General features: G+C 62.2%; 23 protein-coding genes. 2 read left to right on the top strand and 21 right to left on the bottom strand.

Going from position 1 to position 25400, the window contains the following annotated elements:
- Positions 1 to 83: 83 nt before the first annotated feature.
- The 12 genes from LMJ30_RS00715 to LMJ30_RS00665 all read right to left on the bottom strand — a co-directional run bounded on the left by LMJ30_RS00715 (position 84) and on the right by LMJ30_RS00665 (position 12678).
- Positions 84 to 1280, bottom strand: coding sequence for an acetyl-CoA C-acyltransferase (locus tag LMJ30_RS00715; RefSeq protein ID WP_229430414.1), 1197 nt, complete (start codon positions 1278 to 1280; stop codon positions 84 to 86).
- Positions 1281 to 1308: 28 nt separating this feature from the next.
- Positions 1309 to 3708, bottom strand: a complete 2400-nt coding sequence (locus tag LMJ30_RS00710; RefSeq protein ID WP_229430413.1) for a 3-hydroxyacyl-CoA dehydrogenase/enoyl-CoA hydratase family protein — start codon at positions 3706 to 3708, stop codon at positions 1309 to 1311.
- Positions 3709 to 3812: 104 nt separating this feature from the next.
- Complete coding sequence (locus tag LMJ30_RS00705) at positions 3813 to 5603, bottom strand: acyl-CoA dehydrogenase C-terminal domain-containing protein (RefSeq protein ID WP_229430412.1); 1791 nt, start codon at positions 5601 to 5603, stop codon at positions 3813 to 3815.
- A gap of 52 nt (positions 5604 to 5655) precedes the next feature.
- Entirely contained in the window at positions 5656 to 6255 is a 600-nt protein-coding gene (locus LMJ30_RS00700) for a TetR/AcrR family transcriptional regulator (RefSeq protein WP_229430411.1), read from the bottom strand.
- Between the two features lie 249 nt (positions 6256 to 6504).
- Positions 6505 to 6879 carry an RNA-binding S4 domain-containing protein gene (locus LMJ30_RS00695; RefSeq protein ID WP_229430410.1) on the bottom strand — a complete coding sequence of 125 codons (375 nt, stop codon included), beginning with the start codon at positions 6877 to 6879 and terminating at the stop codon, positions 6505 to 6507.
- A 6-nt stretch (positions 6880 to 6885) separates the two neighbouring features.
- Entirely contained in the window at positions 6886 to 8046 is a 1161-nt protein-coding gene (gene clsB / locus LMJ30_RS00690; RefSeq protein ID WP_229430409.1) for a cardiolipin synthase ClsB, read from the bottom strand.
- 20 nt (positions 8047 to 8066) lie between these two features.
- Positions 8067 to 8888, bottom strand: coding sequence for an endonuclease/exonuclease/phosphatase family protein (locus tag LMJ30_RS00685; RefSeq protein WP_229430408.1), 822 nt, complete (start codon positions 8886 to 8888; stop codon positions 8067 to 8069).
- A gap of 131 nt (positions 8889 to 9019) precedes the next feature.
- A complete protein-coding gene (locus LMJ30_RS21805) occupies positions 9020 to 9247 on the bottom strand; it encodes a DUF2442 domain-containing protein (protein WP_371872957.1) in 228 nt (75 codons plus the stop codon).
- 80 nt (positions 9248 to 9327) lie between these two features.
- Positions 9328 to 9795: a dihydroneopterin triphosphate diphosphatase gene (nudB, locus tag LMJ30_RS00680; RefSeq protein ID WP_229430407.1), complete on the bottom strand. Its 468-nt coding sequence runs from the start codon at positions 9793 to 9795 to the stop codon at positions 9328 to 9330.
- A gap of 88 nt (positions 9796 to 9883) precedes the next feature.
- Positions 9884 to 11689, bottom strand: coding sequence for an aspartate--tRNA ligase (gene aspS, locus LMJ30_RS00675; RefSeq protein WP_229430406.1), 1806 nt, complete (start codon positions 11687 to 11689; stop codon positions 9884 to 9886).
- Positions 11690 to 11738: 49 nt separating this feature from the next.
- Positions 11739 to 12344, bottom strand: coding sequence for a DUF502 domain-containing protein (locus LMJ30_RS00670; protein ID WP_229430405.1), 606 nt, complete (start codon positions 12342 to 12344; stop codon positions 11739 to 11741).
- A gap of 40 nt (positions 12345 to 12384) precedes the next feature.
- Positions 12385 to 12678, bottom strand: a complete 294-nt coding sequence (locus LMJ30_RS00665) for an FmdB family zinc ribbon protein (protein ID WP_229430404.1) — start codon at positions 12676 to 12678, stop codon at positions 12385 to 12387.
- Between the two features lie 169 nt (positions 12679 to 12847).
- Here LMJ30_RS00665 and LMJ30_RS00660 point away from each other — a divergent pair, with 169 nt between their 5' ends.
- Positions 12848 to 13699: a foldase protein PrsA gene (locus tag LMJ30_RS00660; protein WP_229430403.1), complete on the top strand. Its 852-nt coding sequence runs from the start codon at positions 12848 to 12850 to the stop codon at positions 13697 to 13699.
- Positions 13700 to 13786: 87 nt separating this feature from the next.
- On the opposite strand, the gene LMJ30_RS00655 is transcribed toward LMJ30_RS00660, so the two are convergent.
- The 5 genes from LMJ30_RS00655 to ubiE form a co-directional block, all read right to left on the bottom strand.
- Positions 13787 to 14380, bottom strand: coding sequence for a methyltransferase (locus tag LMJ30_RS00655; protein WP_229430402.1), 594 nt, complete (start codon positions 14378 to 14380; stop codon positions 13787 to 13789).
- Positions 14380 to 15948 (bottom strand): ubiquinone biosynthesis regulatory protein kinase UbiB, encoded by a 1569-nt coding sequence (gene ubiB / locus LMJ30_RS00650; protein WP_229430401.1) that lies wholly within the window; start codon positions 15946 to 15948, stop codon positions 14380 to 14382. The genes LMJ30_RS00655 and ubiB overlap by 1 nt, the downstream gene beginning before the upstream one ends.
- A gap of 13 nt (positions 15949 to 15961) precedes the next feature.
- Positions 15962 to 16612: a ubiquinone biosynthesis accessory factor UbiJ gene (locus tag LMJ30_RS00645; protein WP_229430400.1), complete on the bottom strand. Its 651-nt coding sequence runs from the start codon at positions 16610 to 16612 to the stop codon at positions 15962 to 15964.
- Positions 16613 to 16720: 108 nt separating this feature from the next.
- Positions 16721 to 17698, bottom strand: a complete 978-nt coding sequence (locus LMJ30_RS00640) for a Tim44 domain-containing protein (RefSeq protein ID WP_229430399.1) — start codon at positions 17696 to 17698, stop codon at positions 16721 to 16723.
- Positions 17699 to 17711: 13 nt separating this feature from the next.
- Positions 17712 to 18446, bottom strand: coding sequence for a bifunctional demethylmenaquinone methyltransferase/2-methoxy-6-polyprenyl-1,4-benzoquinol methylase UbiE (ubiE, locus tag LMJ30_RS00635; RefSeq protein ID WP_229430398.1), 735 nt, complete (start codon positions 18444 to 18446; stop codon positions 17712 to 17714).
- Positions 18447 to 18586: 140 nt separating this feature from the next.
- Between ubiE and LMJ30_RS00630 the strand changes: the two genes are divergently transcribed.
- Positions 18587 to 19426, top strand: a complete 840-nt coding sequence (locus LMJ30_RS00630; protein WP_229430397.1) for a phytanoyl-CoA dioxygenase family protein — start codon at positions 18587 to 18589, stop codon at positions 19424 to 19426.
- A 237-nt stretch (positions 19427 to 19663) separates the two neighbouring features.
- On the opposite strand, the gene LMJ30_RS00625 is transcribed toward LMJ30_RS00630, so the two are convergent.
- The 4 genes from LMJ30_RS00625 to LMJ30_RS00610 all read right to left on the bottom strand — a co-directional run bounded on the left by LMJ30_RS00625 (position 19664) and on the right by LMJ30_RS00610 (position 25184).
- Positions 19664 to 20077 (bottom strand): gamma-butyrobetaine hydroxylase family protein, encoded by a 414-nt coding sequence (locus LMJ30_RS00625; RefSeq protein ID WP_229430396.1) that lies wholly within the window; start codon positions 20075 to 20077, stop codon positions 19664 to 19666.
- Positions 20074 to 20496 (bottom strand): HIT family protein, encoded by a 423-nt coding sequence (locus LMJ30_RS00620; protein ID WP_229430395.1) that lies wholly within the window; start codon positions 20494 to 20496, stop codon positions 20074 to 20076. The genes LMJ30_RS00625 and LMJ30_RS00620 overlap by 4 nt, the downstream gene beginning before the upstream one ends.
- Complete coding sequence (locus LMJ30_RS00615) at positions 20493 to 24485, bottom strand: DUF3683 domain-containing protein (RefSeq protein WP_229430394.1); 3993 nt, start codon at positions 24483 to 24485, stop codon at positions 20493 to 20495. The genes LMJ30_RS00620 and LMJ30_RS00615 overlap by 4 nt, the downstream gene beginning before the upstream one ends.
- A 207-nt stretch (positions 24486 to 24692) precedes the next feature.
- Positions 24693 to 25184, bottom strand: coding sequence for a YqaA family protein (locus LMJ30_RS00610; RefSeq protein WP_229430393.1), 492 nt, complete (start codon positions 25182 to 25184; stop codon positions 24693 to 24695).
- Positions 25185 to 25400 lie beyond the last annotated feature (216 nt).

The following is a 25400-nucleotide window of genomic DNA, read 5'->3' as shown; positions in this document are numbered from 1 at the left end:
GCGGGAACGACGGAGGGGGATGAACAAAGGGCGCCGGGTAATCTACCGCAGCGCCCTTTCTACTCAACTATTCTAAACGACGTTTAAACGCGTTCGATGATACCTGCTGCGCCCATGCCGGCGCCAACGCACATCGTCACCATGCCGTACTTCAGGTTGTTGCGGCGCAGTGCGTGCACGACGGTCGCGGCGCGGATCGCACCGGTGGCGCCCAGCGGGTGGCCCAGCGCAATCGCGCCGCCCATCGGGTTGACCTTGGTGGTGTCGAGGTTCAGGTCGCGGATCACGGCCAGCGCCTGCGCTGCAAACGCTTCGTTCAGCTCGATCCAGTCCAGCTGGTCCTGGGTGATGCCGGCAGCAGCCAGCGCCGCAGGAATCGCGAACTTCGGACCAATGCCCATGATTTCAGGTGGCACGCCGCGCACCGCGAACGACGAGAACTTCGCCAGCGGGGTCAGGTTGTGCTCGCGCAGGATCTTTTCGCTGACGACGATCAGCGCACCGGCGCCGTCCGACATCTGCGACGAGGTAGCGGCGGTCACCGTGCCCTTGGCCGCGAACACCGGCTTCAGCTTGCCCATCGATTCCATGCTGGCGTCCGAACGCGGACCTTCGTCCAGGTCCACTGTGCGCTTGCCGATCTTGATCTCGCCGCTTGCCAGGTCCGGCGTGCGGGTGGTGATTTCAACCGGGGTGATCTCGTCCTTGAACTGGCCGGCCTGCTGCGCGGCGATGGCGCGGCGGTGCGATTCCAGGCCAAATGCATCCTGGTCTTCGCGCGACACTTTCCACTGCTGCGCCACTTTTTCAGCGGTCAGGCCCATGCCGTAGGCCAGGCCCACGTTCTCGTCCTTGAAGGTGTCCATGTTGATCGATGGGTGGTGGCCCATCATCGGCACCATCGACATCGACTCGACGCCGCCTGCGATCATCACGTCGGCTTCGCCAACGCGGATGCGGTCAGCGGCCATCGCCAGCGCGGTGATGCCCGATGCGCAGTAGCGGTTGACGGTGACGCCGCCGACGGTGTTTGGCAGGCCTGCCAGGATCACCGAATTACGCGCCACGTTGAAGCCCTGCTCCGCTTCCGGGAACGAGCAGCCGATGATCGCGTCGATGATCAGCGCCGGGTCGAGGTTGGGAACCGCTGCCATCGCGCCGCGGATCGCGTGCACCAGCAGGTCGTCCGGGCGGGTCTTGTTGAACATGCCGCGCGGCGCCTTGCCGATCGGGGTGCGGGTCGCTGCGACGATGTATGCGTCTTGAAGTTGTTTGCTCATGATTTTCGTCCTAAGTGTTCTGCGGCGATCAGTTGCGGACCGGTTTGCCAGTCTGAAGCATGCCCATGATCCGTTCCTGCGATTTAGGGTTGTTCAGCAGTTCAAGGAATGCCTTGCGCTCCATGTCGAGCAGCCACTGCTCGCTGACCATGCTGCCCTGGTCGATGTCGCCGCCGCTCACGATCTCGGCGATCATGTCAGCCAGCTTGAAGTCGTGCGCCGAGATGAAGCCGCCGTCGCGCATGTTGACCAGCTGGCCGCGGATCGTCGCCCAGCCGTAGCGGCCGGTGACCGGCACCATGCGCTGGATCGGCGCGCGGTAGCCTGCGTCGAACATCGAGCGCGCGGTCACCTTCGCCACGTGCAGCAGTTCGTACGGGTTGAAGACGATGATGTCGTCTTCCTTCAGGTAGCCCATCGCCTTCGCTTCCAGCGCCGACTTCGACACGTTGGCCATCGCCGCGTTGGTGAAGCCGTTCTTCAAGAATTGCAGGATGTCGTTGCCCTTCGCGTCACGCGCTGCGCGCACTGCCGCTTCTTTCAGGCCGCCGCCCGCAGGAATCAGGCCCACGCCCACTTCCACCAGGCCGATGTACGACTCGATCGAGGCCACGCGCTTCGATGCGTGCAGCGCCATTTCGCAGCCGCCGCCCAGCGCCAGGCCAGCAACCGCTGCCACGACGGGGACGTTCGAGTACTTCAGCTTCATGAAGGTGTTCTGCAGTTCGGCCACGATCGGGCCGAGCGCCTTGGCGCCGCCTTGCATGAACAGCGGGAGCGATTCCTGCAGGTCCGCGCCTGCCGAGAATGCGCCGCCGTCGGCTGCATCGGTGTTCCAGATGACTAGGCCCTTGTAGCCTTTTTCAGCTTCTTCCAGGCCGCGCTGCAGGCCCTTGATGACGCCGCCGCCGATGACATGCATCTTGGTCTTGAGCGACAGGACCAGCACTTCGTCGCCCGAATGCCACAGGCGCACGGATTCGTCCTCGAACACGGTGGTGCCCGCGGTCTTGGCGTCGGCACCGCCGGTGCCGATGACCGGCGCACGGAATTCCTGGCGCTTGTAGACGTCCAGCGTCGAACGCGGCACGTAGCTGTTCGACTTGGCCGAGTACGAACCTTCGGCGGTGTGTACGCCCTTCTCTGCCACCGGGCCTTCGAACACCCATGCTGGCAGCGGTGCGTTGGTCAGCGCCTTGCCTTCTTCGATGTCCTGCTTAACCCATTCAGCGATCTGGGTCCAGCCTGCGGCCTGCCACGTTTCGAACGGGCCGACGCTCCAGCCGAAGCCCCAGCGCATTGCGAAGTCGATGTCGCGCGCGTTGTCGGCGATGGTGTCGAGGTGGTACGCGATGTAGTGGAAGGCGTCACGGAAGATCGCCCACAGGAACTGGCCTTGCGGGTTGGTCGACTCGCGCAGTGCCTTGAATTTCTTGACCGGGTCCTTCTCTTTCAGGATGCGGCCGATGATGTCCGCTGCCTTGGCGCCGCCAGCGACGTATTCGCCGGTGGCGAAGTCGAGGCGCTGGATGTCCTTGCCGACCTTCTTGTAGAAGCCTGCGCCGGTCTTCTGGCCCAGCGCGCCCTTTTCGACCAGCTTGGCCAGTACGTCAGGCGTCTTGTACAGCGCGAAGAACGGGTCGTCGGCCAGGTTGTCCTGCATGGTCTTGATTACGTGGCCCATCGTGTCCAGGCCGACCACGTCCGCGGTGCGGAAGGTGCCCGACTTGGCGCGGCCCAGCTTGGCGCCGGTCAGGTCGTCGACCACGTCCACCGACAGGCCGAATTTTTCGGCTTCGTGGATGGTGGCCAGCATGCCGAAGATGCCGACACGGTTGGCGATGAAGTTAGGGGTGTCCTTGGCGCGCACGACGCCCTTGCCCAGCACGGAGGTCAGGAAGGTTTCGAGCTGGTCGAGGATTTCTGGACGGGTCGCTTCGGTCGGGATCAATTCGACCAGGTGCATATAGCGCGGCGGGTTGAAGAAGTGGACGCCGCAGAAGCGCGCCTTCAGGTCCGCGTCGAAGCCCTCGGCCAGCTTGTTGATCGACAGGCCGGAGGTGTTCGATGCGAAGATCGCGTTGGCGCCAATGTGCGGGGCGACCTTCTTGTACAGGTCGTGCTTCCAGTCCATGCGCTCGGCGATTGCTTCGATGATCAGGTCGCAGTCGGCCAGCTGGTCGAGGTTGTCTTCGTAGTTCGCGACCTGGATCAGGGCTGCGTCTTCCTTGTCGCCGAACGGCGCAGGCGACAGCTTCTTCAGGTTCTCGATGGCGCGCAGCACGATGCCGTTCTTTGGCGTTCCTTCCTTGCCTGGCAGGTCGAACAGGACGACCGGCACTTTCGCATTCACGCAGTGGGCGGCGATCTGCGCACCCATCACGCCGGCGCCGAGCACGGCTACTTTTTTAACGGTGAAATTGGTCATTTTTTATGTCCCTAAATTTACCGTCGTTCCCGCGAAAGCGGGAACCCATACTGAGCCTGCGTGGTATAGGTTCCCGCCTGCGCGGGAACGACGGGGTAGCGGTGTTAGAACAGGTCTGCGTCGAGAGCCATCAGGTTGGCCGAGCCGGAACGCGCCTGGCGAATCAGCATCGCGGTTTCCGGGTACAGGCGCGCGAAGTAGAAGCGCGTGGTCGCCAGCTTGGCCTTGTAGAAGTTATCACCCGAGTCTTCCTTGGCCAGCGCGATCTTCGCCATCTGCGCGAAGAAGTAGCTGTACACCAGGTGGCCGACAACGCGCAGGTATGGAACCGCAGCGGCGCCGACTTCGTCCGGGTTCTGGAAGGCCTTCATGCCGATTTCCATGGTCAGCTTGGTGACCTTATCGCCCAGGTCGCCCAGCGGGGTGATGAACTCGGACAGTGCTTCGTCGGTGCCGTTCTCTTCGACGAAGGTCTTGATCTTCTCGCCGAACTTGCGCAGCTTGGCGCCGTTGTCCATCAGGATCTTGCGGCCCAAAAGGTCGAGCGACTGGATCGTGTTGGTGCCTTCGTAGATCATGTTGATGCGCGCGTCGCGCACGTACTGCTCCATGCCCCACTCGGCGATGTAGCCATGGCCACCGTACACCTGCATCGCTTCCGAAGTAGCGATCCATGCGTTGTCGGTGATGAAGGCCTTGATGACTGGGGTCAGCAGCGCGACTTCGTCGGCGGCTTCCTTGCGCACTTCTTCGTCAGGGTGGTTCAGTTCGCGGTCGATCTGCAGCGCGACGTACGACGAGAATGCGCGCGCGCCTTCTGCGTAGGCCTTGGCGGTCAGCAGCATGCGGCGAACGTCCGGGTGGACGATGATCGGGTCGGCTGCCTTCTCGGGCGCCTTGGGGCCCGACAGGCTGCGCATCTGCAGGCGGTCCTTGGCGTAGACCAGCGCGTTCTGGTACGCGACTTCGGTCAGGCCCAGCGACTGCATGCCGACGCCGAGGCGCGCTGCGTTCATGAACACGAACATCGCGTTCAGGCCCTTGTTCGGCTGGCCGATGATCCAGCCTTTCGCGCCGTCCAGGTTCATCTGGCAGGTCGAGTTACCGTGGATGCCCATTTTCTCTTCGATCGCGCCGCAGGCGATCGGGTTGCGCTCGCCAACGGAGCCGTCGGCGTTCGGCAGGAATTTAGGCACCAGGAACAGCGAGATGCCTTTCGAGCCTTCCGGTGCGTCCGGCACGCGTGCCAGCACCAGGTGGATGATGTTCTCGGACATATCGTGTTCGCCAGCCGAGATGAAGATCTTCGAGCCGGTGATGCTCCACGAACCGTCTTCGTTCGGCAGCGCCTTGGTGCGCAGCATGCCGAGGTCGGTGCCGCAGTGCGCTTCGGTCAGGCACATGGTGCCGGTCCACTCGCCCGACACCAACTTTGGCAGGTAGTATTTCTTCTGCTCGTCGGTGCCGTGCTCCAGCAGGCACTCGTAGGCGCCGTGCGACAGGCCTGGGTACATCGACCATGCCTGGTTGGACGAGTTGAGCATCTCGTAGAACGAGTTATTCAGCACGATAGGCAGGCCCTGGCCGCCGTATTCAGGGTCGCACGCCAGCGCCGCCCAGCCGCCTTCGACGTACTGCTTGTATGCTTCCTTGAAGCCCTTCGGCGTGGTGACGCTCTTGGTGCCGGCGTCGAAATGGCAGCCTTCGCGGTCGCCCGAGTGGTTCAGCGGGAACAGCACGTCCTGCGTGAACTTGGCGCCTTCTTCCAGCACCTGGTTAATGATGTCGGCGTCGACATCTTCGAATTTCGGCATCTGCTTCAATTCGTCGGAGACGTTGAGGAACTCGTGCAGCAAGAACTGCATATCCCGAATTGGCGCGACGTACTGACCCATGATTTTCTCCTGACGAACGATGATTGAATGACTGAGCGAGCGGTGGCTGCGCTTAAGTTTTTTGCGGATTCTGGTAATTCTGGATGAGGCGCTCAAAGCCGGCGCGGGCACGGTCGACGCTGCCCGGCATGCGCAGGAAACGCGCGTCGTGGTGCAGGGCCAGGATCAGGCCGTACATCTCGTAGACCAGCTGCTGCGCATCGGTACCGGGCTTGAGGTCGCCCACTTCGATGCACTGCTCGACGCAGCGCAGCAGCGCGCCCTGCCAGGCGCGCACCATGGCCACCAGCTCCTCGCGGATCGGGCCCGGACGGTCGTCATACTCGACGGCGCCACTGATGTAGATGCAGCCGGAGGCGATTTCGACGCTGACCCGCTTGATCCAGCGCGTGTACATCGCCTTCAGGCGCGTGATGCCGCGCGGCTCCTTCAACGCAGGGTAGAACACTTCCTGCTCGAAGCGGTGGTGGTACAGCTTCAGGACTTCAAGCTGCAAATCCTCGCGCGAGCCAAAGTGCGCGAACACGCCGGACTTGCTCATGTTCATCTTATCGGCGAGCAAGCCAATGGTCATGCCCTCGAGACCGTCGCGGCTGGCGAGGTCGAGCGCTACGTCAAGGATGGCGGCCCTGGTCAGTTCGCCCTTGCGCATGAATTTGACTGAAGTATTAATAGATCTACCCATCAGAGGTTAAAAATCCGAACGCTCGTACTATTATCCACTAGAAGTGAAATGTCAAACACGAACTTTAGAGGGCAGGTTCTATTGAGCCCGGACAAGGGGTGGCTGTCCTTGGCGGATCATGGCGGATGCGGGCCTTACCCTTATCCGCCCTACCGGTACCACGGGCATGTAGGGCGGATAAGGGCACCGCATCCGCCATGAGTCGCCGTGGCAGGGTTATTCGCCTGCTTTCCCCAACTGCCTCCGGTCCCGCTTGGTTGGCCGCCCCTTGATGGTACTTGCCGGCTCGCGGTAGATCTTGCGCGCCTGCGAATCATTTTCCCGCTTCACGATGCTTGCCTCGGTCTCCTCGTACAACGCGCGCGCGACCGGCGCCGAGCCGCGCTTGTCCGAAATCCCCAGCACCACCACTTCCCAGGCATCCGAGCCGTTGTCGATGCTGAGCTTGTCGCCCACCTTGACGGCGCGCGCAGGCTTGATGCGGTCGCCGTCGAGCTTCACCCGCCCGGTGTCCACCGCGTCCGTCGCCAGCGAGCGCGTTTTGAAGAAGCGCGCCGCCCACAGCCATTTGTCGATCCGTACGTTATCCATGTGTCGTCAAGCGTAACCGATTGCGAAGATCCGCATCGTCAATTTATAGAAAAGATAGGCCACGCCATAGCCCGCGCGCCGCACCCAGCTTTCGTTGGCGAATTCGTCGCGCTCCACGGCCACGCCATCGGCCATGCCGCGCTCGATGTGCTCGCGCACGCTGGCCGCGAAATTGATGTCCCTGACCACGATATTGGCTTCCTGGTTCAGGAACAGCGACAACCCGTCGCAGTTGCTCGATCCGACCGTCGACCAGTCGTCGTCGATCACCGCCACCTTCGCATGCAGCTGCGTCTTGCGGTACTCGATCACCTGCACGCCGCTGGCCAGCAGCTTCGGGTAGAACGAGCGCGCGACCATATCCTGCAGCCAGATCTCGCCCACGCCGATCAAGAGCTTCACCTCGACGCCGCGCTGGGCGGCCATGGCGAGCGCCTTGCGGAACTTGTGGCCCGGCGCGAAATAGGGGTTGGCGAGCAGGATGCTGTTTTTGGCGCGGCCGATTGCCTGCAGATAGGCGCGCTGGATGGTGTGGCGGTTACGCAGGTTGTCGCGCACAACAAAGGCGGCCAGCATCGGCTTGTCGCCATCCATCGGCAGCTGCTTGCGCATCTCGCGGAACAGGCCGATGCGCCGGATCAGGCCGAGGTGGCCGACACGCGCCCACTGCACCTGCATTTCGAAGTGGATGGCAGCGACGAGGGGCCCGCGCACCTGGGCCGCAAAGTCCCAGCGCGGCGCCGGCAGGCGTGTCTCGGGATCGTAGTCGCAGTACCAGTCGTCGTTGACGTTGATGCCGCCGACAAAAGCCACTTCGCGGTCAATCACCGCGATCTTGCGATGGGTGCGCGTGACGCCGCGCTTGAACCATGGATTGAAGACGCGGTAGCGCACGCCGGCCTCGGCAAAGGCCAGGCCAAGCCGCGTGCAGCCGCGGTGGCCGGTGCCCCACCAGTCGGCCAGCACGCGCACCTTGACGCCACGCCTGGCGGCGCGGATCAGCGCCTCCTGGACCGCATTGCCGGCGTCGTCGCAGGCCCAGATGTAGGTTTCGAAGTAGATGTCGTGTTCGGCTGAATCAATCGCCGACAGCAGCGCCGGAAAAAGCGCGAGTCCGCTTTCCAGTAGTTGAATGTCGTTATCGGAGACAAATTGTATCTGGCGCATTTTCAGGTGTGTTGCCGGCCTCAGGACAGCTTCAGTTCCGCCACGATCGGTGCGTGGTCCGACAGCTTTGCCCAAAGCGGGCCATGCAACACCAGCGCCGAGTCCACCTTGAAGCCACGCACATAGATGCGATCCAGCCGGAACCAGGGCAATGCGGCAGGGAAAGTGCGCGCCGGCGTGATGGCGGGCTGGCGGCGTGAGAAGTTGTTGACCAGCTGGCGGATCTTGGAGTGCGACTTCGCCCCGCTCAATTCGTCGAAGACCTCGGCCACGCCCAGTTCCTGGCGCAGGCGGTCGCTGAGCGTATTGCGCCAGTCGTTGAAGTCGCCCGCGATGATCACCGGCTCGCCATTCGGGGCCGAATCGTTGACGGCGTCGATCAGCGCCTGGGTCTGGCGCCCGCGCCCGGATTCGAACAGGCCGAGGTGGACAACGTAGCAGTGCACCGGGCCAACATCGGTTTTCAGGACGCAGTGAAGGATGCCGCGCTGTTCGTACGAGTGGTCCGACACGTCGTGATTGCGCGCATTCTCGATCTCGAAGGTACTGAGCAGGGCGTTGCCATGGTGTCCGTGGTCGTAGACGGCGTTCATGCCGTAGGCGCAATGATGAGAATCACCCGCAAAAAACTCATGCTGGGCGCGTGCCGGCCAATTGCGGTGGCCGCGGCTTTCCTCGCCATAACGCGCCGTCAGCCGGTCATGCCGCCCCTGCACTTCCTGCAGGAACACCACATCGGCGTCGAATGCGGAAATTGCCTTTTTCAAGGCGTGCACGCGCGGCTGGGTCCGGATCGAGGACACGCCTTTGTGGATGTTGTATGTTGCTACACGAATCTTCATGGGAACATTCTAACCCCATCAGTCCGTGTTTTTCAGAAGCAACGCAATCGTGCGCGGTGGAGCAGGCCCGCGCAAGTGACTACTATCAACTTGCTGGTGACTGGATGAGCCGGAAACGTTGGAGTTGTCCTCTAACTGGAAACAGAGGCTCGGGTACGATCCCAGTGCCCCAATAGCAAATGCTCGACGCTGATGTCCTCATCCAACTTATCCCAGTGAATGCCCGTACCGCACCACTGATGACGTACTGGAAAATGTTCCTTCCATGCTTTGGCAAATGCATTCTTACGCTCGCGCGGTATGCCTTCATTAGAATAAAAGAAGAACGTGTACCCCTTGTATCGTAACACCACAGGCATGGTGATGCTCCCCGCCTCATTCAGGAATGAGATGCTAGCGTGCGAATCACCCTAGACGGCTTAATGCGCGTCAAAGCAAGCTAGTCTTGCGGGGATGTGAGGTGCCTGGGGAGCTGAAGAATTGCCTCTGCATTAGATGATGAGAAACAACGATCAGCCGCTTCAAGGTAAGGCAGCCATGCGTATTGAAGGTGTTCGCGGTCACTCAGCACGATCGGAGTATTTCGCGGCACGCAAACGCTGAATACGTGCTCGGTGTTGCGCGTGACGCCGGGCGCATAGCGGTGCCGCCAGGTCGGGTAGATTTCGTAGATGTTGGAGAGGTGCCAGTCGTGCAGCACGATGCTGCTGCCGTCGGCGACGATGCCGGTTTCCTCGAACAGCTCGCGCGTGGCTGTGTCGAGCAGCGGTTCGTCAAGGGTGTCGAGGGAGCCGGTGACAGATTGCCAGAAGCCTGGACGGTCGGCGCGCTCGATGAGCAGTACTTCCAGGTCGGGCGTGTGGATCACGACCAGGACTGATTCGGGGATTTTGTGGGGGGTGGTCACGCTTGCTCAGCATGGGTTCCCGTCTTCACGGGAACGACGCATTCCTGCCGTCGTTCCCGCGCAGGCGGGAACCCAATTTGGATTTAGCTTACGCCACCTTCGGCTCTGCGTTACGCAGGCGGATGTGCAGTTCGCGCAGTTGCTTCTCATCGACCTCGGAAGGTGCGTTGGTCAGCAGGCACTGTGCGCGCTGGGTTTTCGGGAAGGCGATCACGTCGCGGATCGAATCGGAACCGGTCATCATGGTCACGATACGGTCCAGGCCAAACGCCAGGCCGCCGTGCGGCGGCGCGCCGTACTGCAGCGCGTCGAGCAGGAAGCCGAACTTCAGCTGCGCTTCTTCCGCGTCGATCTTCAGCGCGCGGAATACCTTGCTCTGCACTTCTTCGCGGTGGATACGGATCGAGCCGCCGCCCAGCTCCCAGCCGTTCAGCACCATGTCGTAGGCCTTGGCGATGCAGGCGCCCGGATTCGTCTCGAGCATGTCTTCGTGGCCGTCTTTTGGCGCGGTGAACGGGTGGTGGGTCGCAGTCCAGCGGCCCGACTCGTCGTCGTAGTCGAACATCGGGAAGTCGACAACCCACAGCGGCTTCCACACGTCGTCGAACAGGCCGGCCTTCTTGCCGAAGTCCGAGTGGCCGATCTTCACGCGCAGCGCGCCGATGGCGTCGTTGACGACTTTCGCCTTGTCGGCGCCGAAGAAGATCAGGTCGCCGTCTTCCGCGCCCGTCAGTTCAAGCACTTGTGCCAGCGCTTCGTCCGACAGGTTCTTGACGATCGGCGACTGCAGGCCGTCACGGCCCTTGGCCTTCTCGTTGACCTTGATGTAGGCCAGGCCCTTGGCGCCGTAGATCGCGACGAACTGGGTGTACGCGTCGATTTCCGAACGCGCCATCGAGCCGCCCTGCGGTACGCGCAGGCCGACCACGCGGCCGCCTTCCATGTTCGCAGCACCTGCGAACACCTTGAATTCGACCGACTTCATTACGTCGGTCAGGTCGGTGAATGCCAGCTTGACGCGCATGTCCGGCTTGTCCGAACCGTACAGGCCCATCGCGGTGGCGAAGTCCATGACCGGGAACGGGTTAGGCAGTTCGATGCCGAGGGTGTTCTTGAAGACGACGCGGATCATGTCTTCGAACAGGTCGCGGATTTCCTGCTCGGTCAGGAACGAGGTCTCGCAGTCGATCTGGGTGAATTCAGGCTGGCGGTCGGCGCGCAGGTCTTCGTCGCGGAAGCACTTGGTGATCTGGTAGTAGCGGTCGAAGTTCGACACCATCAGGAGCTGCTTGAACAGCTGCGGCGACTGCGGCAGCGCGAAGAAGTTGCCCGCGTTGACGCGCGACGGCACCAGGTAGTCGCGTGCGCCTTCCGGGGTCGACTTGGTCAGCATCGGGGTTTCGATGTCGATGAAGCCCAGGTTGTCGAGGTACTTGCGCACTTCCATCGTGACCTTGTAGCGCAGGCGCAGGTTGTTCTGCATCTGCGGGCGGCGCAGGTCGAGCACGCGGTGGGTCAGGCGGGTGGTTTCCGACAGGTTGTCGTCGTCCAGCTGGAACGGCACCGGTACCGATGCGTTCAGCACTTCAACCTGCGAGGCCACCACTTCGATGGTGCCCGACTTCAGGTTGGCATTGGCCGTGCCTTCGAGGCGCTTGTTGACCACGCCGGTGATGCGCAGGCAGTACTCGTTGCGGACGTGTTCCGCAGCCTTGAATACGTCTGCATTGTCTGGATGGCAGACTACCTGCACCAGGCCTTCACGGTCGCGCAGGTCGATGAAGATCACGCCGCCGTGGTCGCGGCGACGATGCACCCAGCCGCACAGGCTGACGGTTTGGCCGAGCAGCGCTTCAGTGGTGAGGCCGCAGTAGTGTGAACGCATGGTGGACATAGGATTTTCAGTCTAGGTTGGTTATTCGGTGGAGGCGGTGAAGCGCGCCTCAGATCTTGGTTGGCGAATGCTCGGGGGCGACGACGCCCATCGAGACGATGTACTTCAGGGCCGCGTCGACACTCATGTCGAGTTCAACGACCTTGGAGCGCTCCATCATCAGGAAGAAGCCCGAGGTCGGGTTCGGCGTGGTCGGCACATAGACACTGACAAAGTCGCCCAGCAAATGGTTCTTGACGTCGCCGCCAGGGGTGCCGGTCAGGAACGCAATCGTATAGCTCTCGGCGTGCGGGTAGGGAATCAGCACCGCCTTGCGGAACGCGTTGCCCGACGATGAGAACAGCGTGTCCGATACCTGCTTGACGCTGCCATACAGCGAGCTGACGACAGGAATGCGGTGCAGCAGGCGTTCCCACAGGCGGACGAAGTAATTGCCGATGAGGTTGTTGGCCAGCAGGCCAGTCACGAACACGATGGCAATGGTCAGGATGGTGCCCATGCCCGGAATGTCGAAGCCGACCAGGGTACGCGGCTGCCATTGCTCCGGCAGGATCAGCAGCGACTGGTCCATGGTACTGATGACAGCGTTCAGGACCCACGCCGTGATGGCGATTGGGACCAGAATCAGCAATCCGGTAATAAAATATTTACGCATCGAGCTCTCAAGTTATGGGCTGCACGCAGCCCTGCCGTTCTCAGTCCGTGCTGGTCTTTGCCGCTGGCGCAGCTGCAGGCGTTGCCGCAGGGGCTGCCGCTGGCGCTGCCGGTTCCGCTGGCCCGGTGGCGGTTCCCGTGGACGGCGCAGCGCCTCCGCGGAAATCGGTCGCATACCAGCCAGTGCCCTTCAGCTGGAAGCCGGCGGCGGTTAATTGCTTCTTGAAAGCAGACTTGCCGCAGGATGGGCATTCGGTCAGTACCGGGTCGGATACTTTTTGCAATACATCCTTGGCAAAACCGCATTCATCGCAGCGGTAGGCGTAAATCGGCATCTAGTACTCCGCAAAAATCGTCAAAACCCTGAATTATATGCCTTTTTGCCCTCTCCCAGCAGAAAGTCGGCGGATCGGCTGCCTGCAAGCAACGCGTGACGGGCGTGCCGGAATGGTAATATGCGCGCTCCCCTGCATCCGCCGGGCCAGAACTGAAAAAGGAAATGCAATGATGTTGAAGAAGTCCCGTATTTTGCTCATTGGCGCGGCATCCGTGCTGGCCCTGGGTGCGTGTGATTCGAAAGACGCGATCAAGACTGCCCCGAGCAAAGAGCCGGTCGCGGCGACGGTGAATGGCGTGGCGATCCCTGCCAGTACGGTTGAACTGATGGTCAAGGAGCGTACCGCCCAGGGCCAGCCGGACAGCCCTGAGCTGCGCAAGGCGATCATCGACAACCTGGCGATGCAGCAGCTGGTCGCGGCTGAAGCGGTCAAGAAAGGCGTCGACAAGCAGCCTGAGACCCAGCGCCAGCTGGAACTGGTGCGCCAGTCGATTTTGGCTAACGCATTCGTGGCCGACTACATCAAGAACACCCCGGTGACCGACGAGATGCTGAAGGCGGAGTACGACAAGGTCGCCGCGCTGGCAGGCGAGTACAAGGCGCGCCACATCCTGGTCAAGGAAGAAGCTGAAGCGAAGGCGATCATCGCCGAGCTGCAGAAGGACGCCAGCAAGTTCGCGGCGATTGCACAGGAAAAGTCGATGGATCCTGGTTCGAAGGTCAACGGCGGCGACCTGGGCTGGTTCGACCCGCGCAGCATGGTGCCGGAATTCGGCGCGGCTGTGTCCAAGCTTGAAAAAGGCAAGTTCACCGACGTGCCGGTCAAGACCCAGTTCGGCTACCACGTGATTTTGCTGGAAGATTCGAAGAAGGCAGAAGCGCCGCCGTTCGAGACCGTCAAGGAACAGCTGAAGCAGCAGGTGCAGCGCACCAACCTGACCAAGCTGTTTGACGATATGAAGGCGAAGGCGAAGATTGAGATCGCTGGCCAGCCTGCGGCGCCTGTCGAAGCCAAGTAACAACGTCCGTCGTTCCCGTGAAAACGGGAACCCATACTTCGCGGCATAATTCGCCCGGCATGGGTTCCCGCCTTCGCGGGAACGACGTTATTTACGCTCCCACACCATCCATCGCTCCTTCCCCGCAAACACGGGAATGGAATCGGCGACCGCGGCGTCCTCGACGCACTCAAAATCTTCACCCAATAACTGATCCAACTCGCCCCGGCTGATGCCGAACGGCGGTCCTTTTGGCGCGTCGCCGAAAAAGAAGAACCCCGCCAGCAGAGCGCCCGGCGGCAGCAGTTGCGCCCAGCGTGCGGCCACCTGGGGCCACATCGCCCGCGGCAGCGCGCACAGGAAGGCGCGCTCGTAGATCATGTCCAGCCCTGCGGCCGGCTCATACGCGAAGAAGTCCGCCTCCACCACGCGCTCGCTCCACTGCCCCGTTATCGCACGCGCCCGTTCGACGGCGGCCGGCGAAAAGTCGATCGCCGTCGCGTCCCATCCGGCTTCTGAAAAATACACCAGTTCATACGCCGCGCCGCAGCCGGGAATCAGCACAGTTTTGGCTTTCGACCGCGCGACGAATTCGCGTACCTGCTCCGGCACACCGCCCCTGTCCCAAGGCGTGAAATCACGTTCAAACCGCTCGTCCCAGAAGGCCGGCGTGCGCGGGTCGCGGCTGTCGAATTCAGGCATTACTGCCCCCCGTACAAGCGCAGGTAAAGCTGGATGCCCGCCAGCCCAAGGCCCAGCGTCGCCGCGAAGACGACCATGAAGGCCAGCATGCGGTTGGTGCGGCGCTGTTCGATCACCAGCGCCAGCAGCAGCTCGCTGTCCGGTCCGCGCGGTTCGGCCTGGCGCACCAGCGCGTTTTGCAGCAGCCGTGGCAGCTGCGGGATGATGTGGGTGTAACCCGGCGCCTCGGCCTTCAGGCGCTCCCACATGCCCTGTACGCCCACCTGCTCGGCCATCCAGCGCTCCAGGTAAGGCTTGGCGGTCTTCCACAGGTCGAGGTCAGGGTCGAGCTGGCGGCCGAGGCCCTCGATGTTGAGCAGCGTTTTTTGCAGCAGCACCAGCTGCGGCTGGACTTCGACATTGAAGCGGCGCGAGGTCTGGAACAGGCGCAGCAAAATCTGGCCGAACGAGATGTCCTTCAGCGGCCGGTCGAAGATCGGCTCGCAGCAGGCGCGCACTGCCGACTCCAATTCATCCACGCGGGTTTCGCGCGGCGCCCAGCCCGACTCGATGTGCGCCTCGGCCACGCGCTTGTAATCGCGGCGGAAGAAGGCCAGGAAGTTTTGCGACAGGTAGTCCTTGTCGAAGTCGTTGAGCGTGCCGACGATGCCGAAGTCGAGCGCGATGTAGCGGCCGAAGGTCTTCGGGTCGATCGAGACCATGATATTGCCGGGGTGCATATCGGCATGGAAGAAGCCGTCGCGGAACACCTGCGTGAAGAAAATTTCCACGCCATCGCTCGACAATTTCTTCAGGTCCACGCCTTCGGCGGCGAGGCGGTCGATCTGCGAGATGGGGATGCCATGCATCCGTTCCATGACGATCACGTCCGTGGAGCAATAGTCCCAGTACATCTCCGGCACCATCAGCAAAGCCGAGTTGGCAAAGTTGCGGCGCAACTGGCTGGCGTTGGCCGCCTCGCGCATCAGGTCGAGCTCGTCGTGCAGGTATTTGTCGAACTCGGCAACCACCTCTTTCGGCTTCAGGCGCTTGCTGTCGGCCCACAGGCGCGACAGCAGGTCGACCGCCATGTGCATCAGCGCCACGTCTTCGTCGATCAAGCGTTTCATGCCTGGGCGCAGCACCTTGACCGCGACTTCCTTGCCGTCCTTCAGGGTCGCAAAGTGCACTTGGGCAATCGATGCGGACGCGACCGGCGTGCGCTCGAAGCTGGCAAACAATTGATCGGGGTGGGCGCGCAGCGAACGGGTGATCTGGGCAATGGCGAGATCGGAGGGGAACGGCGGCACCCGGTCTTGCAGCAGCGCCAGCTCATCGGCGATGTCGAACGGCATCAGGTCGCGCCGGGTCGACAGCACCTGGCCGAACTTGACGAAGATCGGTCCCAGCTCTTCCAGCGCCATGCGCAGCCGCACGCCGCGCGGCTGGGTAATGGTGCGCCAGAAAAACATTGCATTGATCAGTTTGGCAGTGCGCGGAACCTTGAATCCGGAGAAAGCAATTTCATCGAGGCCGTATTTGATGGCGACGCGAAAAATTTTTAGAAGGCGCAGGAATTTCAAGATCATCAATGGTCCAGGTTTATTTTTGTCCGGCGCTGCCAGCCGGGGTGTCGGTTTTAGCGGCCAGCTTCTGCTCGAGCCGCGCGATGCGCTTGGCGGCGCGTTCCACGTCGTCGCGCAGGCGCGTCACATCGTCGGTAAATTCTTGCACTGCCACCTTGGGCACCAGTAGCGGATTTTCCTCGACGAAGTATTCCGCGAGGTTTTCGGTCACTTTCTTGTGCGTCGTGCGCACGTGCTCGAAGGCCGAGCGGGCGCCGCCGGCAATGCGGGTCGCGGCCACCGGCCCCATCAGGCGTTCGATGTCGTGCTCGGCTTCCCAGCGCAAGCCTTTCGACAACTGCGAAATGGTGTTGGCAAACTCGGCGTCGCCTTCGATCTTCACGTACGAAAACGCGCGGTCGCGGTTGCGGGCAATCAGCGGCAGGTCGGCCAGCTTGACCCGGATGGTGACGTTGGCCGGCTCGTCGGACCGGCTGGCCTCGACCATGCCGTCGCGCGTGACGCGCATGCGCAGCCCCATGCCGGAGGCATCGATCAGCGCTTCCTTGCCGGCGTGCAGCTCGAGGGCGTCGCGCGCCCAGGCTTCCTGCGCCAGCAGGTGGTTGATGGCCTTGATAACCGGGGTCGTCAAGGCGGTCTGTGAAGTGAACGGGTTCGCTGTCGCCATAATGTCGTACGCCTGAAAAACAAAAACCGCCCGGTGTTAGCGGGCGGCCTTGATCTTACCATTTGCCGGGCATAATTCCGCCCGCACAATTAATTTCCTAAATAATAATTAGGAAAGCTGCTGGATACCTGCGAGAACCCAACCGGTGCTGCCGTCGGTCGGCTTGCTCATGTTCCACACCTCGGTGAACGGCTCGGCCAGCGCGGTCGGGTCGGTCTTGATCTTGCCGGTGAACTTGACGCTCGCCAGGTAGTCGGTCGCGGTGGTCTCGATGCCCAGCAGTTCGGCGTCGATCGACACCACATCGGTGAAGTCGGCCACGTCGCCGCGTTCCTGGATCTGCATCTTCAGCTCTGCGTACACTTCCGGCGTGGTGAATTCACGCAGGTCGTTGAAGTCGGCCTTGTCCCATGCGGCTTGCATGCGGATGAAGCTCGACTTCGCGTGGCGCAGGAAGGTTGCGCTGTCGAAGTCCGATGGCACACCGTAAGGCGTGGTCACGTGCGGCTGGCTGCTGCCGGCGCTGGCTGGCATCTGCTGTGCAGGCTGGAAAGCGCTTGGCTGAGCCGCAGGCTGGAAGCCCGAACGCGGCAGGGCCGAACCGATTTCAGGCGTACCGGCGCCAGCGCCAGCACCCGCGCCCGCTGCGACCGGCTTGTTGAAGCCTTCGAAACGCGAGTTTGCTGGCGTATCTTTACGCTTGATCATGCGCCAGATGAACAGGCCAGCCATTGCCAGCAGCGCGATCATCAGGATGCTCGCGATCATGCTGGCCGCTGCGCCGCTCAGGCCCATCGAGGACAGCAGCGCGCCCAGGCCGAGGCCCAGCAAGGCGCCGCCCAGCATACCCTTCCACATACCGCCCTTGGCCGCTGCTGCGGCAGGTGCGGCGGCGGCCGCGCCGGCAGCTGCCGGGCGCTGTGCCGCCATTGGTGCCTGTGCCGGCGGAGGCGTATTAGCCTTTTGCATGGCAGCTGGCGACTGGCGGCCAAATGAGCGCTTGCCGCCGAGCGGACGCGCGGTCGCTTCCACCACCATCGACATCGTCGTAATGGCAAGCATCATGGTCACAAGTAGTTTTTTCATCGCTTTTGTCATCCTAAAGTTTAATACCAGTGTGAAGAGCGGCCACACCTGCCGTGAGATTAAAGTATTCCACCCGTTCCAGCCCGGCCTCCTGCATCATCGACTTGAGTGTTTCCTGGTCGGGATGCATGCGGATCGATTCAGCCAGGTAACGGTAGCTGTCTGAATCACCGGCAATCTTCTGGCCCAGCCAAGGCAGGACCGAGAAGGAATATACGTCATACGGTTTCTGCAGCGGCGCCGCCACTTTGGAAAACTCCAGCACCAGCAATTTGCCACCCGGCTTCAGGACGCGCTGCATTTCCTTGAGCGCCTGGTCCTTGTGCGTCATGTTGCGCAGGCCGAAGGCCACGCTGACGCGGTCGAAATAATTATCCGGGAACGGCAATTTTTCGGCATCACACAGCAAGGTGGGGGTGACGATCCCGTTATTCAATAGCCGGTCGCGGCCAACGCGCAGCATCGACTCGTTAATGTCGGTGTGCCACACCTCCCCCGTCGGGCCCGCTTTTTTCGCGAACGCCATCGACAAGTCGCCGGTACCGCCCGCAATGTCGAGCACCTTGAAACCCGGGCGCACCGCTGCGTTGGCGATCGTAAACGTCTTCCAGATGCGGTGCAGGCCGCCCGACATCAGGTCATTCATCACATCGTATTTCGACGCGACCGAATGGAAAACCTTGGCGACCTCGCGGACCTTGTCGTCCTCCGACACGGTCTTGTAGCCGAAGTGGGTTGTGTTGGTCATATTTACAGGCAAGATTTATATTCACCCATTATACAAGCGCGCCGGGTTGTGGGGAGCGAGGCTAAGTTTGGCTTAAGTTTCAAGCGGAACAGCCCCGGATGCGTGGCAGAATATTTCGCTTGGAAGCGACGGAGTCTCTTATGAACAACCCTACTTTCCCACCGGATAGTAAGTACGAGGTCGCCAGCATCATGGGTGGGCTGTACGGTGACGGGTTCATCGCCTGCAAGGGTGCGTTTTCGCGCGAGTGGGTCTATGAGCTGGGCGCCGACATTGCCATGCTGTTTGAAGAGGCGCTGGCCACGCCGGGTGGCGCACTGGCGCGCGGGCCGAGCAGGTATTACGTCGAGATTCATCCGGAAAGGCTCAGCGGCTTTGCCGACATCATCAGCCATCCCTGGGTGGTGGCGGTATGCAGGGCCGTGCTGGGGCCGGATTACAAGGTGGTCGAGGCCGGGTTCGATGTGCCGGGGCCAGGCGCGATGAAGCAGCCGTGGCACCGGGATTTCCCGTCGCCCGAGGCGACGCTGGTCGGGCGCAGGCTCAATTCGCTGGCTTTCAATATCACGACCGTGGATGTGACCGAAGAGATGGGCCCGTTCGAGATCGCGCCGGGGACGCAGTGGGATGACCTGACGGGCGGGGACCTGATGTTCCCGGGGCCGGAATGGAGCGAGCGGTATGAAGCGCGCGCGCAGAAGAAGCTGGCGCAGATGGGCGATATATCGGCCAGGTCGGCGTTGACCATTCACCGGGGGACGGCCAACAGGTCGCAGAGGTCAAGGCCGGTGTTTGTGCTGGGGGTCGATGCGCCGGACGGGACCAACGCGGACAAGCATGATTTGCAGGTGACCAGGGGATATTACGAATCGCTGCCGCAGGAGGTGCGCAGGCACCTGGCTGCACGGGTGGTCGACAGGCTCGATCCGATCGTGCAGGGCCACGCGATTGAAGGGCTGAAGATGGGGCAGATGGGGTAAGCGCCGCGCACTACGGCCTGCGCGTTGCATCGCGTTGATGCCAATTCGGCGGAGGCGCGCTACGCGCTTGTCCGCCCTACGGGCCGATCGTGCAGGTTCACGCGATTGTAGGGCTGAAGATGGGGTAAACGTCGCGCACAACGATACGTAGGGCGGACAAGGGCGAAGCCCGCCTCCGCGTTGCGTCCCGTTGACACCAATTCGGCGGAGGCGCGCTACGCGCTTGTCCGCCCTACGTTAGTGGCCGCCGCAGCCTTTCGCTGCAACCGGCGCGCCCGCGATGATCGCACCGGGTTCACGGCCGCTATCGCCGTCAAACCCCGCTGCGTGCAAGCGCTTCATATAATCCGCCCACAAGGCCTGCTGCTCGCTACCCAGCTTGTACAGGTACTCCCACGTGAACAAGCCGGTGTTGTGGCCGTCCGTGAACGTCGGCTGCACCGCATAATTCCCCACCGGTTCCAGCGCCGTGATGCCCACGTCGCGCTTGCCCAACTGGAGAACTTCCTGCCCGGTGCCGTGCCCGCGCACTTCCGCCGATGGCGAATACACGCGCAGCAGCTCGAATGGCAGCGAGAACGCGCTGCCGTCATCGAAGGCGATATCCAGGACTTTCGATTTCTGGCGTACGGTCAGTTCAGTCGGTGTCATGCTCTTTCCTCAAACCGCCGCGCAATGTCGGCGGCCAGTTGCGGCAGCAGCGCGCGGCGCGCCGCCAATACTTGTTCATCGGTGGTGCGCACTGCCGGCGCCCATACCGGGCTCGGGAACTGGGCGTCGTCTTCATAACGGGGAATCAGGTGCCAGTGCAAATGCGGCACCATGTTACCCAGGCTCGCGAGGTTGACCTTGAACGGCTTCATCACGCCGACCAGCGCCAGCTCGACCTGGTAGACTGCTTCGTTGATAGCCAGGCGGTCTTCCTGCGACAGGTCGCTCATCTCCTTCACATGATCGTTCCAGATCACGCGGCAGAAACCAGGATACGCCGCATCGTCGACGATGATCACCGACAGCTTGTCGTCGCGATACACCGTCGGCACCTTCAGGTCACATAGCTCACACGTCATACCAGCACTCGTTCGATACCACCGTTATTGGCACGCGCCACATACTCGGGCAGCCAGTTCTCGCCCAGCTTGTGCCGCGCGATTTCAATCACGATGTAGTCCGCAGTGGTGCCCGAATCGTCATTGTAGCGCGACAGGCCCTGCAGGCAGGACGGGCAGCTGGTGAGGATCTTGACATCGCCGCCGAAGCCGTCGGTGCGCAACTTGGCCGCGCCCTTCTCCATCTCGTCTTCCTTGCGGAAGCGCACTTGCGTGGCGATGTCCGGACGCGATACGCCAAACGTGCCCGACTCGCCGCAGCAGCGGTCGTTCTTCTCGATCTTGACGTTGTCGATGGTCGAGACCAGCGCATTGACCGTCTTGACCGAATCCTGCAGCTTCATCGGGTTGTGGCACGGCTCGTGGTACATGTAGCGGGTACCGGTCACGCCTTCGAGCTTGACGCCCTTCTCCAGCAGGTATTCGTGGATGTCCATGATGCGGCAGCCAGGGAAGATCTTGTCGAACTCGTAGGTCGCCAGCTGGTCGTAGCAGGTGCCGCACGATACGAGCACCGTCTTGATGTCGAGGTAGTTCAGCGTGTTGGCCATGCGATGGAACAGCACGCGGTTATCCGTCATCATCTTGTCGGCCTTGTCGTACTGGCCGGCGCCGCGTTGCGGATAGCCGCAGCACAGGTAACCCGGCGGCAGCACGGTCTGCACGCCCACTTCCCACAGCATCGCCTGGGTTGCCAGGCCCACTTGCGAGAATAGCCGCTCCGATCCGCAGCCCGGGAAGTAGAACACGGCTTCGGTATCGGCCGTGGTGTTCTTCGGATTGCGGATGATCGGGATGACCTTGTCGTCCTCGATGTCGAGCAGCGCGCGCGCGGTCTTCTTCGGCAGGTTGCCCGGCATTTTCTTGTTGATGAAGTGGATCACCTGCTCGCGCACCGGCGGCTTGCCGGTGGTCGGCGGCGGCGCCTTGGTCTGCTTTTTTGCGAACTTCTTGAGCAGGCTGTTACCTACGCGCTGCGCCTTGTAGCCCCAGTCGATCATCGCCTTGCGGGTGGCGTTGATGGTGGTCGGGTCGGTCGCGTTCAGGAAGAACATGCCGGCCGCGGTGGTCGGGTTGAAGCTCTTCTTGTCCATCTTGCGCAGCAGGTTACGCATGTTCATCGAGACGTCGCCGAAGTCGATGTTGACCGGGCACGGCGTCACGCATTTGTGGCACACGGTGCAGTGGTCGGCCACGTCTTCGAACTCTTCCCAGTGGCGGATCGAGACGCCGCGGCGGGTCTGCTCTTCGTACAGGAAGGCTTCGATCAGCGCGGAGGTCGCGAGGATCTTGTCGCGCGGCGAATACAGCAGGTTCGCGCGCGGCACGTGCGTGGTGCAGACCGGCTTGCATTTACCGCAGCGCAGGCAGTCCTTGATGCTGTTGGCGATCTCGCCGATATCGCTTTGCTGCATGATCAGCGATTCATGGCCCATCAGGCCGAACGACGGCGTGTAGGCGTTGCGCAGGTCGGCGTTGAATTCAGGGTTGTTGAGCAGCTTGCCCTTGTTGAAGCGGCCTTCCGGATCGACGCGCAGCTTGTAGTCGCGGAAGTCCTTCATTTCGTCTTCGGTCAGGAACTCCAGCTTGGTGATGCCGATGCCGTGTTCGCCCGAGATGACGCCGTCGAGCGAACGCGCCAGCTTCATGATGCGGCCGACGGCTTCGTGCGCGTCCTGCAGCATCGCGTAGTCGTCCGAGTTGACCGGCAGGTTGGTGTGCACGTTGCCGTCGCCGGCGTGCATGTGCAGCGCGACGAACACGCGCGAACGCAGCACGCGCTGGTGGATCGCGGTCGCTTCGTCCAGGATCAGCTTGAACGAGCCGCCGTTGAAGATGTGGCGCAGCTCGGCGCGGATCTCCTGCTTCCACGAGATGCGCACCGTGCGGTCCTGCACCACGTCGAACAGCGTCGCGCCGGGCCGCTGCGTTTCCAGTTCTGGCATGCGTGACGTCACTGCCGCCAGCGGCTGGTCCAGGTTCGCCAGCACGAAGGTCCAGCGCTCGCGCACCGCGTCGAGCATCTCGAGCGCCTGCTGCGGGCGGTCGCCCAGCATTTCGTCGGCGCCAATGCCTTCGCGCGCCGCGTCGTCGCCTTTGGCAACCGGCAGGTGGCCGGCGGCGATGAAGTCGCGCAGCTGGTCGACCAGTTGCAGCTTGTTCTTGATCGACAGCTCGATGTTGATGCGCTCGATGCCGTCGGTGTACTCGCCCATGCGGTTCAGTGGAATCACCACGTCTTCGTTGATCTTGAAGGCGTTGGTGTGCTTGGCGATGGCGGCAGTGCGGGCGCGGTCGAGCCAGAACTTCTTGCGCGCTTCCGGGCTGACCGCGACAAAACCTTCGCCGACGCGGGTGTTCGCGATGCGCACCACTTCCGAAGCGGCGACAGCGACCGCGTTTTCATCGTCGCCGACGATGTCGCCGAACAGCGCCATCTTCGGCAGCACGCCGCGCTTGGACTTGGTGGCGTAGCCGACTGCGCGCAGGTAGCGCTCGTCGAGGTGCTCCAGGCCGGCCAGGCGCAGCGTGGAAAACGCTTCGCCGCCCTTTGCGGGCAGGCCGTCGAGGTAGTCCTTGATTTCGACGATCGATGGAATCGCGTCGCGCGCCTGGCCGAAGAACTCCAGGCAGACGGTGCGCGTGTGCTTCGGCAGCTTGTGCAAAATCCAGCGGGCCGACGTGATCAGGCCGTCGCAGCCTTCTTTCTGGATGCCCGGCAGGCCGGCCAGGAATTTGTCGGTGACGTCCTTGCCCAGGCCTTCCTTGCGGAAGCGGCGGCCTTCAATTTCGAGGATCTCGGTCTTGAACGGTTCGGTCTTGGCCGCGCCGCGCGTGGACGGATGCGTCCATTCGAGCTTGAAGCGCGCCAGCGGCGTGTCGTGGATCTTGGACAGGTTGTGGTCGATGCGGGTCACTTCGAGCCAGTCGCCGTTCGGGTCGACCATGCGCCACGAGGCCAGGTTGTCGAGCGCGGTGCCCCACAACACGGCCTTCTTGCCGCCCGCGTTCATGGCGATGTTACCGCCGATGCAGGATGCTTCCGCCGACGTCGGGTCGACCGCAAACACGAAGCCTGCGCGCTCCGCGGCGTCGGACACGCGCTTGGTCACCACGCCAGCGCCGGAGTAGATGGTCGCGTATTCGCGCTCCACACCCGGCAGCATGGTCATTTCGACTTCGCCCAGCGCGATCAGTTTTTCGGTGTTGATCACGGCCGACATTGGCGTCAGCGGAATTGCGCCGCCGGTGTAGCCGGTGCCGCCGCCGCGCGGGATGATGGTCAGGCCAAGTTCGATACAGCCTTTGACCAGTCCCGCCATTTCGTCTTCGGTGTCCGGCGTCAGCACGACGAACGGATATTCGACGCGCCAGTCGGTGGCGTCGGTGACGTGCGATACGCGCTTGATGCCGTCGAAACGGATGTTGTGTTTCTCGGTGTAGCGGCCCAGCACCTTGGTGGCGCGCTTGCGCAGGTCATAGGTGGCGCGGAATTCGTTGCCGAAGTCTTCGACCGCGCGGGTCGCGGCGGCCAGCAGTTTTTCAACGGCCGCGCTGCGGCTGCGCGCCAGCTCGGCGTCGGTGTCGCCTGCTTCGAGCGAGTCGACGGTGAGGCGGCGCTTGTCGACTTCCGACAGGCGGTGATGCAGCGCGTCGATCAGTTCCTGGCGGCGGGTCGGGTTGTCCAGCAGGTCATCCTGCAGGTAGGGATTGCGCCGCACCACCCAGATATCGCCCAGCACCTCGTACAGCATGCGGGCCGACCGCCCGGTCTGGCGCGCGCCGCGCAAGGCGTCGAGCAGCTCCCACGCTTCTTCGCCCAGCAGGCGGATCACAATTTCACGATCGGAAAACGAGGTGTAGTTGTACGGGATTTCGCGCAGGCGGGTGGTGGCTGGACCGTTCGGCGTTTCCGCCAGCAGTGCCTGGATTTGTGCGGGGGCGTTCATGTATCGTGGACTTCTCGGACTGACCCTAGGGAAGAACATTCTAGCGTATTGCGCTGCACAACGCCCGGGCAGGGGCCGTTTTTCCGGTCTATACAGCCAGTCGCCGACGTCGTTTATTTGCAAAATTTACATTTTAAGCAAATGTTATTTGCACAGACCGTCATTTATGCACCAGATATTTGCATGATTTTCATGCAGGCAGGATATTCAGGCGAGCATCTGGCCCAGTTGTTTCCAGAACCCGTCAGGCACATAGAGCAGCACCGAGGTCATGGTCAGGTAGCGCCCGAATTTACCGATGGCCATGTAGCCGATGCTTGGCCAGAACGGCAGGTGCAGCCAGCCGCCCAGGGTGCACAACGGGTCGCCGACGGCCGGCACCCACGACAGCAGCATCGCCTTCGGGCCGAAGCGCGCCAGCCATTTGAACCATACCGTTTCACGCTCCTTGGCGAACGCCACCTTGGCGCGGTAGCCGATGAAGTAATCGACCGCGCCACCCAGCGTATTGCCAAGCGTGGCGACGAGGATCGCGGGCCAGAACATTTCATGGTTGGCCTTGACCACCGCGAACACGGCAGGCTCCGAGCCCAGCGGCACCAGGGTGGCTGAAACGAAGGAGATAATGAAGACCGAACTGAGGCCGACCGCAGGGGCGGCCAGCACTTTGAGCAGCCAGAGAACTGCGGATTCGATCATGGGGGCAAAAGACGGCTTGGGAAGCGTCCATTATAATGAGGAAAACCTATCGCAACGACACGATAGGCAGAGCCCGCCAACCGCGCTCGCCTGTCGCACTGAACGCCTCGGCCATAACCCGATCAGGACAGTCATACGAACGCGTCACCAAGTGCGTCGTTCCCGCCATTGGCGGAAACGACTTCCCGTGAAAACGGGAACCCATGCGCCGCTGGC

This window comes from Massilia agrisoli (assembly GCF_020831365.1).
GTDB lineage: Bacteria > Pseudomonadota > Gammaproteobacteria > Burkholderiales > Burkholderiaceae_D > Telluria_A > Telluria_A agrisoli.
The sequence above is the reverse complement of the archived record's forward strand: the minus strand, read 5'-3'. Positions and strand labels throughout refer to the sequence as shown.

What these genes read in the sequence shown, in the direction of transcription:
- LMJ30_RS00625 (WP_229430396.1), bottom strand. Translation starts at nt 20,077, where the DNA reads ATGACACCGACTGAACTGACCGTACGCCAGAAATCGAAAGTCCTGGAT.
- LMJ30_RS00715 (WP_229430414.1), bottom strand. Translation starts at nt 1,280, where the DNA reads ATGAGCAAACAACTTCAAGACGCATACATCGTCGCAGCGACCCGCACC.
- LMJ30_RS00630 (WP_229430397.1), top strand. Translation starts at nt 18,587, where the DNA reads ATGAACAACCCTACTTTCCCACCGGATAGTAAGTACGAGGTCGCCAGC.
- clsB (WP_229430409.1), bottom strand. Translation starts at nt 8,046, where the DNA reads ATGCGCCAGATACAATTTGTCTCCGATAACGACATTCAACTACTGGAA.
- LMJ30_RS00685 (WP_229430408.1), bottom strand. Translation starts at nt 8,888, where the DNA reads ATGAAGATTCGTGTAGCAACATACAACATCCACAAAGGCGTGTCCTCG.
- LMJ30_RS00615 (WP_229430394.1), bottom strand. Translation starts at nt 24,485, where the DNA reads ATGAACGCCCCCGCACAAATCCAGGCACTGCTGGCGGAAACGCCGAAC.
- LMJ30_RS00660 (WP_229430403.1), top strand. Translation starts at nt 12,848, where the DNA reads ATGATGTTGAAGAAGTCCCGTATTTTGCTCATTGGCGCGGCATCCGTG.
- LMJ30_RS00655 (WP_229430402.1), bottom strand. Translation starts at nt 14,380, where the DNA reads ATGCCTGAATTCGACAGCCGCGACCCGCGCACGCCGGCCTTCTGGGAC.
- LMJ30_RS00705 (WP_229430412.1), bottom strand. Translation starts at nt 5,603, where the DNA reads ATGGGTCAGTACGTCGCGCCAATTCGGGATATGCAGTTCTTGCTGCAC.
- LMJ30_RS00620 (WP_229430395.1), bottom strand. Translation starts at nt 20,496, where the DNA reads ATGACGTGTGAGCTATGTGACCTGAAGGTGCCGACGGTGTATCGCGAC.
- LMJ30_RS00645 (WP_229430400.1), bottom strand. Translation starts at nt 16,612, where the DNA reads ATGGCGACAGCGAACCCGTTCACTTCACAGACCGCCTTGACGACCCCG.
- ubiE (WP_229430398.1), bottom strand. Translation starts at nt 18,446, where the DNA reads ATGACCAACACAACCCACTTCGGCTACAAGACCGTGTCGGAGGACGAC.
- LMJ30_RS00610 (WP_229430393.1), bottom strand. Translation starts at nt 25,184, where the DNA reads ATGATCGAATCCGCAGTTCTCTGGCTGCTCAAAGTGCTGGCCGCCCCT.
- LMJ30_RS00695 (WP_229430410.1), bottom strand. Translation starts at nt 6,879, where the DNA reads ATGGATAACGTACGGATCGACAAATGGCTGTGGGCGGCGCGCTTCTTC.
- aspS (WP_229430406.1), bottom strand. Translation starts at nt 11,689, where the DNA reads ATGTCCACCATGCGTTCACACTACTGCGGCCTCACCACTGAAGCGCTG.
- LMJ30_RS00670 (WP_229430405.1), bottom strand. Translation starts at nt 12,344, where the DNA reads ATGCGTAAATATTTTATTACCGGATTGCTGATTCTGGTCCCAATCGCC.
- LMJ30_RS00640 (WP_229430399.1), bottom strand. Translation starts at nt 17,698, where the DNA reads ATGAAAAAACTACTTGTGACCATGATGCTTGCCATTACGACGATGTCG.
- LMJ30_RS00700 (WP_229430411.1), bottom strand. Translation starts at nt 6,255, where the DNA reads ATGCGCAAGGGCGAACTGACCAGGGCCGCCATCCTTGACGTAGCGCTC.
- LMJ30_RS00665 (WP_229430404.1), bottom strand. Translation starts at nt 12,678, where the DNA reads ATGCCGATTTACGCCTACCGCTGCGATGAATGCGGTTTTGCCAAGGAT.
- ubiB (WP_229430401.1), bottom strand. Translation starts at nt 15,948, where the DNA reads ATGATCTTGAAATTCCTGCGCCTTCTAAAAATTTTTCGCGTCGCCATC.
- LMJ30_RS21805 (WP_371872957.1), bottom strand. Translation starts at nt 9,247, where the DNA reads ATGCCTGTGGTGTTACGATACAAGGGGTACACGTTCTTCTTTTATTCT.
- LMJ30_RS00710 (WP_229430413.1), bottom strand. Translation starts at nt 3,708, where the DNA reads ATGACCAATTTCACCGTTAAAAAAGTAGCCGTGCTCGGCGCCGGCGTG.